This is a genomic window from Streptomyces sp. NPDC059564, assembly GCF_042735575.1.
GTDB lineage: Bacteria > Actinomycetota > Actinomycetes > Streptomycetales > Streptomycetaceae > Streptomyces.
In genome coordinates this window covers 1-14,488 of sequence record NZ_JBHWBP010000182.1, presented here as the reverse complement: position 1 = coordinate 14,488, position 14,488 = coordinate 1, and the positions used below count along the sequence as shown (strand labels likewise).

The following is a 14,488-nucleotide window of genomic DNA, read 5'->3' as shown; positions in this document are numbered from 1 at the left end:
GGGTGGGGGAAGGCCCCGCAGGGTCCACCCCCGCACTCGAGCTGCGCGGCGTCACCGCCGGGTACGACGGGGGGCTCGTCCTGCACGGGGTCGACCTCACCGTCCGCGCCGGCGAGATCCTGGCCGTGCTCGGCCCCAACGGCGCCGGCAAGAGCACCACGTGCCGCGCCGCCGCCGGGCTGCTCCCCGTCACGGCCGGGTCGGTCCGCGTGGCCGGCCGCGACGCCACCCGCGACGGGACCGTGCGCCGCGCGCGGGCCGGGGTCCTGCTCGCCCCCGAAGGCCGGGGGATCTTCCCGGCGCTCACCATCGAGGAGAACCTCGCGCTGTACCTGACGGACGCCGCCGAACGGCACGCCGTGTACGACCGCTTCCCCCGCCTCGGGGAGCGCCGCACGGTGGCCGCCGGCGCCCTGTCGGGCGGCGAGCAGCAGATGCTCGCGCTGGCCCCGCTGCTGCAGCGGCCGCCCGCGGTGCTCATCGCGGACGAGCCCTCGCTCGGGCTCGCGCCACGCGTGGTGGACGAGGTGTACGCGCTGCTCACCGAGCTCCGCACCGCAGGCAGCGCGCTGCTGCTGGTGGAGGAGAAGGCCGCCGGGGTCCTCGGGATCGCCGACACGGTGGCCTATCTCGCCCAGGGCCGGGTCTCCTGGTGCGGCCCCCGGGCCGAGGTGGAGACGGACCGGCTCACCGAGGCCTACCTGGGGATGGCGCCATGAGCGGGGGCGAGTACGTACTGCGGGCCCGCGGGGTCTCCGTGCGCTTCGGCGGGGTCAAGGCCCTGACCGGGGTGGACCTCGGGATCCGGGCCGGGGAGGTGTGCGGGCTGATCGGGCCGAACGGGGCGGGGAAGACCACCCTGTTCGACGTGCTGTCCGGGATCCGGCGGCCGGACCGGGGCCGGATGCTGCTCGACGGGGTGGACGTCACCCGCCGCTCCCCCGTCTGGCGGGCCCGGCACGGGATGCGCCGGACCTTCCAGCGCCAGCAGCTGTTCGGGCAGCTGAGCGTGGCCGACAACGTGCTGGTCGCCCAGGAGTGGCGGGGCGGCGGGGGCGGGCTGACCGCCGACCTCCTCTCCGCGCCCGGCCGGCGGGCGCGGGAGCGGGCCCGCCGGGAGCGCGGCGAGCGGGTGCTCGCGGACTGCGGGATCGGCCCGCTCGGACCCTCCTCGGCCGCCGGGCTGCCGGTGGGGCAGGCCCGGATGGTGGAGCTGGCCCGGGCGGTGGCCGATCCGCCGAAGGTGCTGCTGCTGGACGAGCCCGCCTCGGGGCTGTCGGGGCCCGAGCGGGAGCGGCTGGCCGCGGTGGTGCGGCGGCTCGCCGAACGGGAGGGCTGCGCGGTGCTGCTGGTCGAGCACGACGTGGCCTTCGTGATGGACCTCTGCGCACGGGTCGTCGTACTCGACCTCGGTACGGTCCTGGCCGAGGGCACGCCGGCCGAGGTGCGGGCGAACCCCCTGGTGCGGGAGGCGTACCTGGGATCCGCGTGAGGGCCGCGCCCGGCGGGGACCGACCGGAAGGACCACCCGGGTGGCGGGAATACGGCGTACGGGAGGCCGGTTGTGGCCCCTCGTACGCCGTGGCACGGGCCACACCGCACCGACCCCGAGGGAACGACCACACGTGAACCAGGTCCCCACCATCAAGCTCAACAACGGCACGCTCATGCCCCAGCTCGGCTTCGGCGTCTGGCAGGTCCCGGACTCCGAGGCGGAGCGGGCCGTCGGGACGGCCCTGGAGGCCGGCTACCGGAGCGTGGACACGGCGGCGGTCTACGGCAACGAGCGCGGCACCGGTCTGGCCCTGGCGGCGTCCGGGGTGCCGCGCGAAGAACTGTTCGTCACCACCAAGCTGTGGAACGGCCCGGACCGGCGCTGGGGCCGCGACGAGGTGCTGCGCGCCTTCGACGACTCGCTCGGCAAGCTGGGCCTCGACCACCTCGACCTGTACCTGATCCACTGGCCGCGCCCGATGCGCGACGACTTCCTCGCCATCTGGAAGGCCTTCGAGGAGATCGCGGCGAGCGGCCGGGCCAAGGCGGTCGGCGTGTCGAACTTCCGCCCGGCGGACCTGGAGCGGCTGGCCGGCGAGAGCGCCCTGGTGCCGGCCGTGAACCAGATCGAGCTGCACCCGCTCTTCCCGCAGGAGGAGCTGCGGGCCCTGCACGCGGCGCGCGGCATCGTCACCGAGGCCTGGTCCCCGCTCGGCCAGGGCAAGGAGCTGCTGACCCTCCCGGCCGTCGAGGCGATCGCCGCCCAGCACGGCCGCAGCGCCGCGCAGGTGGTGCTGCGCTGGCACCTCCAGCTCGGCAACGTCGTCATCCCGAAGTCGGTGACGCCCGCCCGGATCCGGGAGAACCTGGACGTGTTCGGCTTCGAGCTGGACGCCGCCGACCTCGCGGCGCTGGACGCCCTGGGCGCGAGCGCGGCAGGCCGCCGCATCGGTCCGAACCCGGCCGTCTTCGACGTCTGAGGGCCGGGCACGTGAACCTTCCGGACGGCGGGGTCTACCGGATCCGCAACGTGGACAGTGGGCTGGTGCTCCAGCTGGAGGGCGCCTCCCGGGTGCGGGTCGGCCCGGACGGGCCGCCCGCCCCCGCGGCCGCCCGCCGGTGGCGGATCGAGCCGGTGCACAGCGGCGGCGGGATCTTCCACGTGGTGAGCGAGGACAACGGCCGCCGCCTGGACGTCGCGAACGCCTCGACGGACAGCGGGGCCCGGGTGCAGGTGTGGCGGGCCAACGCCTTCGGGGCGCAGGAGTGGATCGTCGAGGAGCACCTGGACGCCCCGGGGGTGGTGTCGCTGATCGCCTGCATCAGCGGGCTGCCGCTGGAGGCCGACGCCGAGGGCCGGGCCCGGCAGGGCGAGGACACCGACTCCCCGTCGCAGTGGTGGCGACTGGAGCCGGCGTGAGCCCGCGCCGGGCGGCGTGAGCCCGCGCCGAGCCGGCCCGAGCCCCTGTCAGCCGCGTACGAAGCTCCGTACGCGGTACGTCGGCTCCGCGCGCGGGGCGTCCTGCCCGGGCAGCTCCGCCAGCCGGGCCGCCAGCTCGCCCGGGGTGGTTCCGCGCGGGCTGATCCGGGAGGCGTAGCGCCCGGCCAGCAGGTCGGCGGCGGCCGCGCGCGGGGTCCGGCCCTGGCCGTGGCCGGTGAACCGGGTCTCGCGGTCCGGGCGCAGGCCCGCCCGGGCCGCGTACGCCTCGACGTCGCGGGAGGCGTCGGCGGGGCCGGTCGTCAGGTGCGGGGCGAACAGGGCGTCGATGTCGCTGCCCACGTCGTGCGCGGCGTCCTTGTCGACGGTGGTGACGAGGACCCCGCCGGGGCGCAGCACCCGCGCGGCCTCCGCCATCAGTGCCGGTACGGCGCCGGGTTCGCGCAGCAGGTGCAGCAGCCAGACGGCGCCGACCGCGTCGAGCGAGGCGGTGCGCAGGGGCAGCCGGGTGCCGGAGGCGAGGACGGCCCGGACGCCGCGCCGGGCCGCCGCCGAGGCCATCCCGTACGAGGTGTCCGCGCCCAGGACGGTGAGGCCGGGGCGGGTGAGCCGGGCGGTGACGATGCCGGTGCCGCAGCCGAGGTCGAGCAGGGTGCGGGCGTGCGGCGGGAGCAGGCCGAGGACCGCCGCGGCGGCGGCCTCGGCGCGCGGGACGCCGCCGCGCGTGGCGTCGTAGGCCCCGGCCTCGGCGTCGTAGTCGAGCAGGGGCCGGGCTCCCGGCATCAGGCGGCGCCGTGGGCGGGGGCGAGGGCCTCGACGCGTTCGGCGAGGGCGAAGTCCTTCTCGGTGACCAGGCCGCCGGCGTCGTGGCTGTTCACCGAGAGGCGGACGGTGTCGTAGCCGAGGGTGAGGTCCGAGTGGTGGTTCAACTCGTCCTGGACCACCGCGATGTGGGCGACCAGGGCACTGGCGGCCCGGTGCGTGGCCAGCCGGTACGTGCGCACGATCCGGTCGTCCTCGAAGGCCCAGCCGGGAAGTTCCCGCAGCCGGTCCTCGATCTCCTTCTGCGAAAGCGGTTCGCTCGGCATCCGCGTTCTCCTTCCCCGTGACGTGTGGTCAGTTTCCCACAGAGGGCGCCGGTGCGAACCTTTCGCGCCATAGTGCACCCGGGTGCTCCCGCGCGCTTCCACGCCCCGGTCGCGCCCCCTATGCTCCTGCGCCGGACCGAGCGTTACCCCCGGTAACAAGGAGGCAGTCATGGCGCGCAGGGGCAGTTCCAGGCGCACGTTCATCGCGGGCGCCGCCGCCGCGACCACCGCGGGCGCCCTGACGGCCGCGGGCCCGGGCACGGCGCACGCCGCCGCCCCGCACACCGCTTCCGCCGCCGCGCCCGGGCGGCGCGAGGTCGCCGTCCTCGGCGGCGGCGTGGCCGGGCTGACCGCCGCGCACGAACTCGCCGAACGCGGCTACGCCGTCACGGTGTACGAACGCCGGGCCCTGGGCGGCAAGGCCCGCAGCATGGACGTACCCGGCAGCGCCCGGGGCGGGCGGCGCCCCCTGCCGGCCGAGCACGGCTTCCGCTTCATCCCCGGCATCTACCACAACCTCCCCGACACCCTCCGGCGCATCCCCTTCCCCGGCAACGCCCACGGGGTCTGGGACAACCTCGTCGCCCCGCGCGAGATGATGTTCGCCCGCGCGGGCGGACGCGAGGACCTGCGGGCGCCCATCCCCTGGCCCGGCCACGTCCCCGCCGGTCTGACGCCGGAGGAGATCGGCCGCGCCCTGACGGGCATCCTGCAGTCCCTGGTGCGGCTGCCCGCGCACGAGACGGCGTACTTCGTCAACCGCGCGCTGGTCTTCCTCACCAGCTGCGACGAGCGCCGCGACCAGGTGTGGGAGCGCACCCCGTGGTGGGAGTTCACCCGGGCCGCGCGGATGTCCACCGAGTACCAGCGCATCCTGGCCATCGGCGTCACCCGCAACATCGTCGCCACGAAGGCCGAGGAGGCCTCGACGCGGACGGTGGGCACCCTCGGCGAGGCCTTCGTCTTCAACCTCCTGGGACGCGGCGCGGACGGCCCGCCGGACCGGATCCTCAACCTCCCCACCAACGAGGCCTGGATCACCCCGTGGGAGACCCATCTGCGCTCCCTCGGCGTGGAGTTCAGGATCGGCTGGACCGTCGAGGAGGTGCGCTGCGAGAACGGCCGCGTGAGCGCGGTCGCGGTGCTGGACCCGTCCGGAACCCGCCGGACCGTCACCGCCGACCACTACGTCAGCGCGCTGCCCGTCGAGCGCGCCCGCCGCACCTGGAGCCCGGCGCTGCGGGCGGCGGACCCGATGCTGGGGCGCTGCGACGCCCTGCGCACCGACTGGATGACGGGCATCCAGTTCTACCTCACCGAGCGCGCCCCGCTGGTGCACGGACACCTCAACTGCATCGACTCGCCCTGGTCGTTGACGGCGATCCAGCAGGCCGAGCACTGGCCGGCCCGCACGTTCCCGGCCGACTACGGCGACGGCGCGGCGGTGGACTGCCTGTCGGTGGACATCTCCGAATGGGACAAGCCGGGGATCCTGTACGGGAAGACGGCCAAGCAGTGCACCCGCGAGGAGGTGGCCCGCGAGGTGTGGGCGCAGCTGAAGGCCTCCCTCAACGACACCGGGAGCACCCCGCTGAAGGACGGCGTCCTGCACTCGTGGTTCCTGGACCCGGGCGTGGACGGTCTCGGCACGCCGCACCCCACCAACGAGGACGAGCTGCTGATCCACCCCACCGGCACCTTCCACAACCGGCCGAGCGCGGCCACCCGGATCCCCAACTTCTTCCTCAGCGGGGACTACGTGGCGGTCGACATCGACCTCGCGACGATGGAGGGCGCCAACGCCTCGGCCCGCGCCGCCGTCAACGCCCTGCTGGACCGCGACGGTTCGGCGGCGGCCCGGTGCACGGTCACCGGGCTGTACCGGGCCCCCGAGGTGGAGTCCGCCAAACGGCACGACCTGTGGCGCCACCGGCTCGGCCTGCCGAACGTCTTCGACCTGGGCTGAGCCGCCTCGGCTAACGTCGGGGCATGACGACGGCGAGCGTGGGCGCGATGCTGCGCACCTGGCGGGAGCGGCGCGGGATCAGCCAGCTGGAGCTGGCGGGCCGCGCCGACTCCTCGTCCCGGCACATCAGTTTCGTGGAGACGGGCCGGTCCCGGCCGAGCGAGGAGATGGTGCTGCGGCTCGCCGAGCACCTCGAGGTACCGGTGCGGGACCGCAACGCCCTGCTGGTCGCGGCCGGTTACGCCCCGCGGTACGCGCACACCCCGCTGGACGCGCCCGCCCTGGGCGTCCTCCGCGAGGGCATGGAGCGGCTGCTGACCGGCTACGAGCCGTACCCGGCGCTGGTGGTGGACGCGACGTACACGGTGGTGGCGGCCAACCGGGGCATCGCGATGCTGCTGGAGGGGGTGCCGCAGGACCTGCTGGAGCCGCCGCTGAACGCCATGCGGCTGACCCTGCACCCGCGCGGGCTCGCCCCGCGGATCCGCAACCTGCGGCAGTGGCGGGGCCATCTGCTGGAGCAGATGGAACGGCAGATCGCGCTGGCCCGCTCGGCGCCGCTGCGCGCCCTGTACGAGGAGGTGGCGGCCTACCCGGTGCCCCCGGAGGCGGAGCCGGAGGAGGCGCCCGACGCGTCGGAGGGGTTCCCGTACTTCGCGCTGCCCCTGCGGATCGAGCACGACGGGCACCTGCTGTCCTTCGTGTCGTCGGTCTCGACCTTCAACACGCCTCTGGACGTGACGGTCGCCGAGCTGGCCATCGAGACCCTCCTCCCGGCCGACCCGGCGACGGTGAAGTACCTGCGCTCAATCGGCCTCTGAGCCCGCGCCCTTCACAGTGCCGGGGCCGCCCGCCGGGGTCGATCGCCCTGGAGGCCAGGGCGGCGTGCGGGCCCCGCATTCCCGGGTTCCGCCTTTTGGGAGGGAGCTGGTTGGCGGGCGGCAGCGGCCGCTAGGCTGCGCTGAAACCGAACCACTCGAACGTTTTGTCGACATATGGAGAATGACCCGGTGCGAGCCGCCGCCCGACCCGACCCCACCGTGGCCCGGAGCCGCACCCGGGGGAAGGTGACATGAGGACCACACGGGCCATGCGCAGGCTGGGCGCCGACCTGCTGGCCGAGGCGCGGATCACGCCGCCCGCCGATGTCGCCGGGATCATCCGCGCCCTCTGCACCGCGTTCGAACGCCGCCGCGGCGGGCGGCCGGTCGACTTCCACTTCACCGCCTTCCCGCCGGACTCGGCGAGCGGGCTGTGGCTGGAACTGGAGGACCGCGACCTGGTCGTCATCGAGGCGCGCACCCGCCCCGAGCACCAGCTCGTCATCGCCTGCCACGAGCTGTGGCACGTGGACGAGGGCACCGGCTACGACCTCGGGCAGGGCATGACGGTCGCCGCCCGGCTGACGGGACGCCACGGCTGTCTCGCCGAACTGCTGGACTGCGAGTCCGGCTCCGAGACCGGTCTGGCCGCGGTCGTCCAACGGGCCGCCGCCCGGGCCGACATGGGGGATCCGGTGGAGATCCGGGCCGAGACGTTCGGCCTGCACCTCGGCAAGCTCCTGCGACCGTACCTGCCGGCCCCCCGGGCGGAGCGGTTCCCCGAGGCGATCGAGCGCATCAACACCTCGCTCGGCTGGGGCAGTCCCGCGCCCCGGCGGTGACCTGCGCCCCGCCCGCCACCGCACCCTTCGCGCCGATGCCGCCCTCCGCACGGCCCTGACAGAGAGCCCGACACGATGAACCAGCCCTCCCCGCCCCGCCACGCCGTCGTCATCGGCGGCAGCCTGACCGGCCTCCTCGCGGCCGCCGTCCTGGCCGAGCACGCGACGGTCACCGTCATCGACGCGGACCTGCTGCCCGAGGGCCCGGCCCCGCGCCGCGGACTCCCGCAGGGGCGGCACACCCACCTCCTGTGGTCGGGCGGCGCCCGGGCCATGGAGCGGATACTGCCCGGCATCCTCGACGAGCTGACGGGCGCGGGCGCCCTGCGCCGCAGCCTGCCCACCGACCTGGTCACCAAGACCGCCCAGGGCTGGATACCGCGCTGCGGGGAGAAGCAGTTCAACATCTCCGCCAGCCGCGACCTCCTCGACTCCGTGCTCCGCGCCCGGGTGACCGGCCTGAAGGGCGTCCGCACCCTCCAGCAGAGCCGGGTCCGCGGCCTGGAGGGCACGGCGGCCCGGGTCACCGGCGTCCGCGTCGACACCCCGGAGGAGGAGAACCGGCTGGTGACGGCCGACCTCGTGGTCGACGCGAGCGGACGCGGCTCGCGGGCCACGACATGGCTCGGGGCACTGGGCGTGAGCGGCATCCGGCAGGCCGAGGTCGACTCCGGCCTCGTCTACGCGACGCGGATCTTCGAAGCCCCGGCCGGGGCCCACGAGACGGGCTTCCCCATCATCAACGTGCAGTCCGACCCGCGGGTTCCCGTACCCGGGCAGACGGCCACGATCGTGCCCATCGAGAACGGCCAGTGGCAGGCCACCCTCTCCGGCACCCGGGGCGGCCAGCCCACCGGCGACCCCGACCGGTTCATCCCGTTCGCCAAGGGCATGCGGGACCCGATCGTCGGCGAACTCCTCGAAGGCAGGAAGCCCCTGACGGACGTCGCCGTCACCCCGGGCACCGCCAACCGCCGCGTCTACTTCGAGAAGGCCGCGCTGCCCGACGGCTTCTTCGCCGTCGGCGACTCCGTCGCCACCTTCAACCCGCTGTACGGGCAGGGCATGACGGTCGCCGCGCAGGGGCTGCTGGCCGTACGGGCCCTGCTCCGGGAGAAGGGGCTCGACCGCCCCGGCACCGGCCGCGAGGCGCAGCGCGCCATCACCCCCCTGGTGAACACCGCCTGGGAGCTCGCCACCTCGCAGGACATCCTGTACCCGGGAGCCACCGGGATGAAGCCGAAGGCCGGGAGCGGCCTGCTCGACGCGTACGTCAGCCGGCTGATGACGGGAGCCACCACCGACGAGGTGCTCACCGCCGCCCTCTTCAAGGTCATCACCATGAGCGGCGCGCCCACCGACTGGCTGCGCCCGTCGGTGCTCTGGCACGTCCTGCGCGCCTCTGACCGGGGCGCCCACCAGGCACCCCCGCTCACCGCCGCCGAGCGGGCCGTCGCGGGCCTCGGCCCGGTGGACCCGGCCGGCCCCGCCGACCCCGTCGGACAGGCCCGGTGAGCGGCCGGATCCTGCTCTTCCTGCCGGGGTCCCTGATGGTCCTGGCGCTGCTGATCAAGGCGCCCGCGCTGCGCCGCGACTGGCACAAGCCCACGAACCGGGCCGCCTGCGCGCTGCTCGTCCTGGGCGCTCCGATCACGTTCCTGGCGTCGCCGCCGACGATCGCGGCGGTCAACCGGCTCACCGGGGTGGTCAACTTCTCCGCGCCGCTGGTGTTCGGCCTGGCCACCGCGTTCTCCGGGACGTGCGTCGTCCTGGTCCTGCAGTGGCGAGGCGGCCCGCCCGCGGCCGTGCGGCGGGCCACCCGGCTGACCACGGCCGTGTTCGGCACGGCGACCGCGGCGATCGTCGCCCTGTTCCTGATCGGCGACGCGCCGGTGGAACGGCTGGAGGACCTGGACACGTACTACGCCACGACGCCCTGGATCCGCGAGATGATCGTCTGCTTCCTCGTCGCGCACACCGTGGGCGCCGCGACCCTGACCGCGCTGTGCGCGAAGTGGCTGCGGCGTGCGGACCGCTCGCTGCGGCCGCTGCGCACCGGGCTGGCCCTGATCGTCTTCGGCGGGCTGCTGGACCTGGCCTACCTCGCCGCCAAGTGGGCCTCGGTGGCCGCCCGCTGGGCCGGCCGCGACTGGGTGTTCCTGTCCACGGACGTGGCACCGCCGCTGGCCTCCGCGGCCTCCCTGATCCTCGGCGCGGGGTTCATCGTGCCGCTGGCCGGCGGATCGGCGGCCTGGCGGGACTTCAGCCAGTACCGCGGCCTGCGCCCGCTGTGGAAGGCGCTGCGCGGGTTCGCGTCCCGCAGCGTGACGACGGTGCCGCTGGCCTGGTGGTCGCCGCTCGGGATCCGCCTCGTCCACCGCGAGTCGGTCATCGACGACGGCCTGCTGGCCCTCGCCGGCTGGTTCGACCCCGCCGTCCGGTCGGTGGCGTACGAGGCCGCGCGCCGTCAGGGTCTGGGCGAGGCGGCCGCCTCGGTGGTGGCGGACGCCGCCATGCTCGCCGCGGCCTGCCGCGGGCGCGAGGCCGCCGAGCGCGCGGGCACCGCGCAGTCCCCGCCCGGGGCCGTGCAGGAGGACGCCCGGCACCGGCTGGACTCCCAGCCCCTGGCCGCCCTCGCCCGCGCGTTCCGCGCCTCCCCGATCGTGGCGGCCGCCGGCCGGGGAGCCCTGGCCGGCGGCTGAGCCAGGCCCGTACGGGTGAACGGAACGCCCCGGGCCGACGGGCCCGGGGCGTTCCGCGTACGCCGTGGCGTGCGGCGGGGGTCAGAGGTCCGCGAGGAGGTCCGCGAGGTCCAGCCCGGCCTGCGCGGCGGCGGCCTGCACGGTCTGCTCCAGGAGCACCGCGATGGTCATCGGGCCGACGCCGCCGGGCACGGGGGTGATCAGCGAGGCGCGGGCGGCGGCCGACTCGAAGTGGACGTCGCCGACGTTGCCCTCGTTGTAGCCGGCGTCGAGCACGACCGCGCCCGGCTTGATGTCCTCGCCCCGGATGAACTCGGCCTTGCCGACGGCGGCGACCAGCACGTCGGCCTGGCGGACGATCGAGGGCAGGTCCACGGTGCGCGAGTGGCAGTAGGTGACGGTGGCGTTACGCTCCAGCAGCAGCATGCCGGCCGGCTTGCCCAGGATGGCGCTGCGGCCGACGACGACGGCGTGCTTGCCGGTCAGGTCCACGTCGTAGGCCTCCAGCAGGCGCATGATGCCGCCGGGGGTGCAGGAGACGAAGCCGGGCAGGCCGAAGCCCATGGCGGCGAAGGAGTGCATGGTGACCCCGTCGACGTCCTTGCCGGGCGCGATGGCCTCGAAGGCGGCGCGCTCGTCGATGTGGTGCGGGACGGGGTGCTGCAGCAGGATGCCGCTGATCTCGGGGTCCTCGGAGAGCGCGGTCAGGGCGGCGACCAGCTCCTCGGTGGTGGTCGAGGCCGGCAGCTCCACGTGGCGGGAGGTGATCCCGGCCTTGGCGCAACGGTTCTGCTTCATGCGTACGTAGGTGACGGACGCGGGGTCCTCGCCGACGAGGACGGTGGCGAGACAGGGCGCGGCGCCGGTGCGCTCGGTGATCTTCGCCGCGAGGGCGGCGGTCTGCTCGGAGATGCGGCGGGCGACGGCGGTGCCGTCCATCAGCTGAGCGGTGGCGGTCGTCATGGGGTCTCCTGAACGTCGCTGCGGAACGCGGATCACGGATCGCCCAGGCGCGCGGCATGCGGGCGTACGGAGGTGGGGTACGCCGGGCCGCTCCCCGGTGGTGATCCACCCGAACGCCAGTCACGGCCCGCCGCACAGTCTAGTCGACATATCCGGTGGTTGACCGGGCCCCGACCTGGGACGATCGGGGCATGACGCGCACTTTCGACCATCTCGTCGCCGAAGCCGAGTCCGTGTCCGTTGACGGCTGGGACTTCTCCTGGCTCGACGGCCGGGCCACCGAACAACGGCCTTCCTGGGGGTACCAGCGGCTGCTGGGCGAGCGCCTGGCCCGCGTCCGGTCCGCCCTGGACATCCAGACCGGCGGCGGCGAGGTGCTCGCCGGGGCCGGCCCCCTTCCCCCGCTGATGGCGGCCACCGAGTCCTGGCCGCCGAACATCGAGAAGGCGACGCGGCTGCTGCACCCCCTGGGCGCGGTGGTGGTCGCGGACGCCGACGAGCCGCCGCTGCCCTTCGGCGACGAGGCCTTCGAGCTGGTCACCAGCCGGCATCCGGTGACCATCTGGTGGGACGAGATCGCCCGCGTGCTGGCCCCGGGCGGCACCTACCTCTCGCAGCAGGTCGGTCCGGCGAGCGTGTTCGAGCTGGTCGAGTACTTCCTCGGCCCGCAGCCGGAGGAGGTGCGGCGCGGCCGGCACCCCGACGACGCGGTCGCCGACGCCACGAAAGCGGGCCTGGAAATCGTCGATCTGCGCTCCGAACGACTGCGGACGGAGTTCCACGACATCGGAGCCGTGATCTACTTTCTCCGGAAGGTGATCTGGATGGTGCCCGGCTTCACGGTCGGGCAGTACCGGGACCGGCTGCGCGAGCTCCACGAACGGATCGAGCGCGACGGCCCGTTCGTCGCGCACACCGCCCGGTTCTTGATCGAAGCCCGCAAAACAGGCTGAGTACGGACCGGCGGAACACGCGGATCCGGCGCGGACGGATCCACGCGGGATCGGTTGCGCGGCCACAGCGTGGCGCAGGTCACTCAATTCAGCGCGTAACGAATCGACTCGGGCATGCGATGAACCGACAGGTGTCCTCGTGCGGCCCGGAATACCGACCCCCCTCGGGTCTGTTTCCCGAGTTCGCGCGATGATGTCCCGCCCACTCCATATCTGTTCGCAACGAGAGGCTCCTTGTGTCGCTCAGCCCGTCCCGTACGTTCCCTCCGGAGATCGCCGAATCGGAGGCCCTCGTCGCGCTCGTCGAGCGCGGCCGCGAGCAGGGTCACATCAACGGTGACGATGTGCGTCAGGCCTTCGAGGCCGGCCGCATCCCGGTGGACCAGTGGAAGCGGGTCCTGCGCAGCCTGAACCAGGTCCTGGACGAGGAGGGTGTCGCCCTCCACGTCAGCGCCGCCCCCGCCACCAAGGCTGCCGCCAAGAAGCCCCGCAAGGCAGCCGCCGCCCCTGCCCGCACCGTGACGAAGAAGGCCGCCGCCGCGCCGCGCCCCATCGGCGCGCGCAAGACCGCGGCCACCGCCGCCCCGGCCACCGCCGCGGCGATATCCGCTTCGCCGGCCGCCGAGGACGAGGCGACGGCCGGGTCCGCCGCCGAGCCGAAGAAGCGCACGGTCAAGAAGACCGCCGCGAAGAAGGCCACGGCCACCAAGAAGACCGCCGCCACGAAGAAGGCCGGCGCCAAGGACGGCGACGACGGTGAGACCCCGGTCGTCGAGGGTGAGGACTGGGCTGCCGAGGACCTCGCCGACGAGGCCGAGGAAGAGGCCCCCAAGGCCACCGGCACCCAGGGCTTCGTCCTGTCCGACGACGACGAGGACGACGCCCCGGCGCAGACGGTCATGGTGGCCGGCGCCACCGCCGACCCCGTCAAGGACTACCTCAAGCTCATCGGCAAGGTGCCGCTGCTCAACGCCGAGCAGGAGGTCGAGCTCGCCAAGCGCATCGAGGCGGGCCTCTTCTCCGAGTACAAGCTCGAAGAGGAGGAGGACCACAAGCCCGCCTTCAAGCGCGAGCTGGAGATCCTCGTCGAGGACGGCCGCCGCGCCAAGAACCACCTCCTCGAGGCCAACCTGCGCCTCGTGGTCTCGCTCGCCAAGCGCTACACCGGCCGCGGCATGCTCTTCCTGGACCTGATCCAGGAGGGCAACGTCGGTCTGATCCGCGCCGTGGAGAAGTTCGACTACACCAAGGGCTTCAAGTTCTCCACCTACGCGACCTGGTGGATCCGGCAGGCGATCACGCGTGCCATGGCCGACCAGTCGCGCACCATCCGCATCCCCGTCCACATGGTCGAGATCATCAACAAGCTGGCACGCGTCCAGCGCCAGATGCTCCAGGACCTCGGCCGGGAGCCCACTCCGGAGGAGCTGGGCAAGGAACTCGACATGACCCCCGAGAAGGTCATCGAGGTCCAGAAGTACGGCCGCGAGCCGATCTCCCTGCACACCCCCCTGGGCGAGGAGGGCGACAGCGAGTTCGGTGACCTCATCGAGGACTCCGAGGCGGTCGTCCCGGCGGACGCCGTGTCCTTCACGTTCCTCCAGGAGCAGCTCCAGTCCATCCTGGGGACGCTCTCCGAGCGCGAGGCGGGCGTGGTCTCCATGCGCTACGGCCTCAACGACGGCCAGCCGAAGACGCTGGACGAGATCGGCCGCGTGTACGGGGTCACCCGTGAGCGCATCCGCCAGATCGAGTCCAAGACCATGTCGAAGCTGCGCCACCCGTCGCGTTCGCAGGTGCTGCGCGACTACCTCGACTAAACCGTCAGGCCAGTCGGGCTCAGCTAGACCAGTCGAAAGACGGGCCCCCGGGGCGTGAACGGCAGGGAGGCACCCTGCGGAACCAGATAGGCGTGCTCGCGCCGGATCCGCAGGGTGTCGCACCACCCGTCCGTGATCACCAGCACCGGGGCCCCGGGCGGGAAGTCCTCCGCCCGCTGCATCAGGTCGATGCCCGGCTGCGGCACGGTCCCGCCGCGTCCGCGCACCTTCACCCGGCCCGCGATCCCGGTGGGCGGCAGATAGCCCGCGTCGTACGGCGCCGCGTCGCAGAAGACGACGCGTGCCGCCGGTACGTCGCGGGCTTCCGCGTACGAGGCGATGGCGCCCAGCGCCTTGCCGAGCAGGACGGGGTCCATCGACCCCGAGGTGTCGAGCACCAC

At 74.0% G+C, this 14,488-nt stretch carries 14 protein-coding genes, 1 pseudogene and 1 riboswitch; of the genes and pseudogenes, 11 read left to right on the top strand and 4 right to left on the bottom strand.

Going from position 1 to position 14,488, the window contains the following annotated elements:
* The 4 genes from ACFV0Q_RS26080 to ACFV0Q_RS26065 all read left to right on the top strand — a co-directional run.
* A partial coding sequence (locus ACFV0Q_RS26080) for an ABC transporter ATP-binding protein (protein ID WP_385008785.1) occupies positions 1-719 on the top strand: 719 nt, incomplete at its 5' end.
* Positions 716-1,492, top strand: coding sequence for an ABC transporter ATP-binding protein (locus ACFV0Q_RS26075; RefSeq protein ID WP_385008784.1), 777 nt, complete (start codon positions 716-718; stop codon positions 1,490-1,492). The genes ACFV0Q_RS26080 and ACFV0Q_RS26075, both read left to right, overlap by 4 nt.
* 133 nt (positions 1,493-1,625) lie before the next feature.
* The gene (locus ACFV0Q_RS26070) at positions 1,626-2,474 is read left to right on the top strand and encodes an aldo/keto reductase (RefSeq protein ID WP_385008783.1); all 849 of its coding nucleotides are present in this window, start codon (positions 1,626-1,628) and stop codon (positions 2,472-2,474) included.
* An 11-nt stretch (positions 2,475-2,485) separates the two neighbouring features.
* Complete coding sequence (locus ACFV0Q_RS26065) at positions 2,486-2,914, top strand: RICIN domain-containing protein (RefSeq protein ID WP_385008782.1); 429 nt, start codon at positions 2,486-2,488, stop codon at positions 2,912-2,914.
* A gap of 48 nt (positions 2,915-2,962) precedes the next feature.
* On the opposite strand, the gene ACFV0Q_RS26060 is transcribed toward ACFV0Q_RS26065, so the two are convergent.
* Both ACFV0Q_RS26060 and ACFV0Q_RS26055 read right to left on the bottom strand, forming a co-directional pair.
* The gene (locus ACFV0Q_RS26060) at positions 2,963-3,697 is read right to left on the bottom strand and encodes a class I SAM-dependent methyltransferase (RefSeq protein ID WP_385008786.1); all 735 of its coding nucleotides are present in this window, start codon (positions 3,695-3,697) and stop codon (positions 2,963-2,965) included.
* A gap of 17 nt (positions 3,698-3,714) precedes the next feature.
* The gene (locus tag ACFV0Q_RS26055) at positions 3,715-4,020 is read right to left on the bottom strand and encodes a 4a-hydroxytetrahydrobiopterin dehydratase (protein WP_385008781.1); all 306 of its coding nucleotides are present in this window, start codon (positions 4,018-4,020) and stop codon (positions 3,715-3,717) included.
* Positions 4,021-4,189: 169 nt separating this feature from the next.
* On the opposite strand from ACFV0Q_RS26055, the gene ACFV0Q_RS26050 reads away from it, so the two are divergent.
* The 5 genes from ACFV0Q_RS26050 to ACFV0Q_RS26030 all read left to right on the top strand — a co-directional run bounded on the left by ACFV0Q_RS26050 (position 4,190) and on the right by ACFV0Q_RS26030 (position 10,351).
* Positions 4,190-5,986: an FAD-dependent oxidoreductase gene (locus ACFV0Q_RS26050; RefSeq protein ID WP_385008780.1), complete on the top strand. Its 1,797-nt coding sequence runs from the start codon at positions 4,190-4,192 to the stop codon at positions 5,984-5,986.
* 23 nt (positions 5,987-6,009) lie between these two features.
* Positions 6,010-6,807 carry a helix-turn-helix domain-containing protein gene (locus tag ACFV0Q_RS26045; RefSeq protein WP_385008779.1) on the top strand — a complete coding sequence of 266 codons (798 nt, stop codon included), beginning with the start codon at positions 6,010-6,012 and terminating at the stop codon, positions 6,805-6,807.
* 251 nt (positions 6,808-7,058) lie between these two features.
* A complete protein-coding gene (locus ACFV0Q_RS26040) occupies positions 7,059-7,649 on the top strand; it encodes a toxin-antitoxin system, toxin component (RefSeq protein WP_385008778.1) in 591 nt (196 codons plus the stop codon).
* Positions 7,650-7,724: 75 nt separating this feature from the next.
* A complete protein-coding gene (locus tag ACFV0Q_RS26035) occupies positions 7,725-9,164 on the top strand; it encodes an NAD(P)/FAD-dependent oxidoreductase (RefSeq protein ID WP_385008777.1) in 1,440 nt (479 codons plus the stop codon).
* The gene (locus ACFV0Q_RS26030; protein WP_385008776.1) at positions 9,161-10,351 is read left to right on the top strand and encodes an MAB_1171c family putative transporter; all 1,191 of its coding nucleotides are present in this window, start codon (positions 9,161-9,163) and stop codon (positions 10,349-10,351) included. Before ACFV0Q_RS26035 ends, ACFV0Q_RS26030 begins: the two co-directional genes overlap by 4 nt.
* Positions 10,352-10,432: 81 nt before the next feature.
* Here the strand turns inward: ACFV0Q_RS26030 and ACFV0Q_RS26025 are convergent, their stop codons facing one another.
* Complete coding sequence (locus ACFV0Q_RS26025; RefSeq protein ID WP_385008775.1) at positions 10,433-11,314, bottom strand: bifunctional 5,10-methylenetetrahydrofolate dehydrogenase/5,10-methenyltetrahydrofolate cyclohydrolase; 882 nt, start codon at positions 11,312-11,314, stop codon at positions 10,433-10,435.
* A 34-nt stretch (positions 11,315-11,348) separates the two neighbouring features.
* Positions 11,349-11,448, bottom strand: a riboswitch (ZMP/ZTP riboswitch).
* Positions 11,449-11,505: 57 nt separating this feature from the next.
* Between ACFV0Q_RS26025 and ACFV0Q_RS26020 the strand changes: the two genes are divergently transcribed.
* On the top strand, positions 11,506-12,267 hold the full coding sequence (locus ACFV0Q_RS26020) for a methyltransferase domain-containing protein (protein ID WP_385008774.1): 762 nt from the start codon (positions 11,506-11,508) through the stop codon (positions 12,265-12,267).
* Positions 12,268-12,503: 236 nt separating this feature from the next.
* The gene (locus ACFV0Q_RS26015; protein ID WP_385008773.1) at positions 12,504-14,087 is read left to right on the top strand and encodes an RNA polymerase sigma factor; all 1,584 of its coding nucleotides are present in this window, start codon (positions 12,504-12,506) and stop codon (positions 14,085-14,087) included.
* A gap of 23 nt (positions 14,088-14,110) precedes the next feature.
* Here ACFV0Q_RS26015 and ACFV0Q_RS26010 read toward each other — a convergent pair.
* A pseudogene (locus tag ACFV0Q_RS26010) lies at positions 14,111-14,488 on the bottom strand (hypothetical protein); the annotation flags it as partial.

Bases quoted from the DNA above. Each gene is read 5' to 3' on its own strand.
- ACFV0Q_RS26040 (WP_385008778.1), top strand. From the start codon at position 7,059: ATGAGGACCACACGGGCCATGCGCAGGCTGGGCGCCGACCTGCTGGCC.
- ACFV0Q_RS26055 (WP_385008781.1), bottom strand. From the start codon at position 4,020: ATGCCGAGCGAACCGCTTTCGCAGAAGGAGATCGAGGACCGGCTGCGG.
- ACFV0Q_RS26025 (WP_385008775.1), bottom strand. From the start codon at position 11,314: ATGACGACCGCCACCGCTCAGCTGATGGACGGCACCGCCGTCGCCCGC.
- ACFV0Q_RS26050 (WP_385008780.1), top strand. From the start codon at position 4,190: ATGGCGCGCAGGGGCAGTTCCAGGCGCACGTTCATCGCGGGCGCCGCC.
- ACFV0Q_RS26035 (WP_385008777.1), top strand. From the start codon at position 7,725: ATGAACCAGCCCTCCCCGCCCCGCCACGCCGTCGTCATCGGCGGCAGC.
- ACFV0Q_RS26045 (WP_385008779.1), top strand. From the start codon at position 6,010: ATGACGACGGCGAGCGTGGGCGCGATGCTGCGCACCTGGCGGGAGCGG.
- ACFV0Q_RS26075 (WP_385008784.1), top strand. From the start codon at position 716: ATGAGCGGGGGCGAGTACGTACTGCGGGCCCGCGGGGTCTCCGTGCGC.
- ACFV0Q_RS26020 (WP_385008774.1), top strand. From the start codon at position 11,506: ATGACGCGCACTTTCGACCATCTCGTCGCCGAAGCCGAGTCCGTGTCC.